Source organism: Bacillus sp. BB081 (assembly GCF_008368895.1).
GTDB lineage: Bacteria > Bacillota > Bacilli > Bacillales > Bacillaceae_G > Bacillus_A > Bacillus_A wiedmannii.
Genome location: NZ_QOZX01000071.1, coordinates 1 through 1,057 on the forward strand (window position 1 = coordinate 1; position 1,057 = coordinate 1,057).

The 1,057-nt window shown below is 33.0% G+C and carries 1 protein-coding gene; it reads right to left on the reverse strand.

The window, feature by feature from the left end:
- Positions 1–16: 16 nt before the first annotated feature.
- Positions 17–1,057 (reverse strand): RNA-guided endonuclease InsQ/TnpB family protein (locus DN394_RS23650; RefSeq protein ID WP_149294297.1); only part of this gene is annotated, 1,041 nt, incomplete at its 5' end.

Consider the following 1,057-nt stretch of genomic DNA (forward strand, 5'->3'; position numbering starts at 1 on the left):
TTTCTAACGTTTCGACCTAACGGACGATTAACGTCAGGGGAGTTAACACATTAGCGAGCTGTTTCACGCCTAACCCCTCTATCCCATTTGTCCATGCATTTGGGATTACTTTTCGTAAAATGTTAGCCGCAGCATTTACATCTGCATTAATTAAAGTTTTATTTGCTGAACGATATATGCCGCGCTTTATTCGTTTTCCTGAAAAAGTTGTATTTTGGTCATTTTCTCCATACGTTGGAATGAAGTCGTTATCCAGAAAACTTGCTTTCGATGTATATGATTCTTCAGTTACAACAACTTGAATGCCTACAGCATTTGCTTTGTATGTAATCATTTGAATCAGTAAATTATGCGGGATATGACAAAACGATTGGTTATTTCTTTTTCCCATATTCGTTTCTTGTTTCCAACTTTTGTTTTGACCAATAACAATTTTACAAACTTCTTCTTCTTGAGCTAGTTTTACGATGTGGTGACTAACTTTATGGAAGACGTCTTTTATTTTCAAGTAACGTTTTTGATGAAGTTTTTCTATCCTTTTAGAAGTAAAAGGTCCTTCATTAATTTGTTTTCCATTTCTAAGAATACTTGTAAAATGACTCCTCATTTTATTGTAATATTGATTTATGCTTTTGACATGTTTGCCCTTAACAAGGACAGGTTTCATACCTGTGTTTGTTACGAGGGTTGCAAGGTTATCAATCCCTAAATCAATACTCATATAACGAGCATTCTCTTCAATAATTTGTTGTTCAGAAGGAACATCAATTACCAATTCCACTACATATTCATTGTATTTTGGAATCACACGAACTTGTTTCAGTTTACCTTCAGTGAAACCTAGTTTCCCAATATTTAATTGTAATTTCGTCTTTGGAAACTTTAAAAATCTACCGTTTTTAATGATGCAATCTTGGTTTGTATACAGAATCTCTTTTTCAGAAGAACGAATATACTTTGGAATCCTAGGCATTCCAGCATATTTGTTTGGATTCTTTTTATAGTCTTTTAAACTAGCAAAAAAAGATTTCCAATTTTGGAACAAACCTTTCATGAT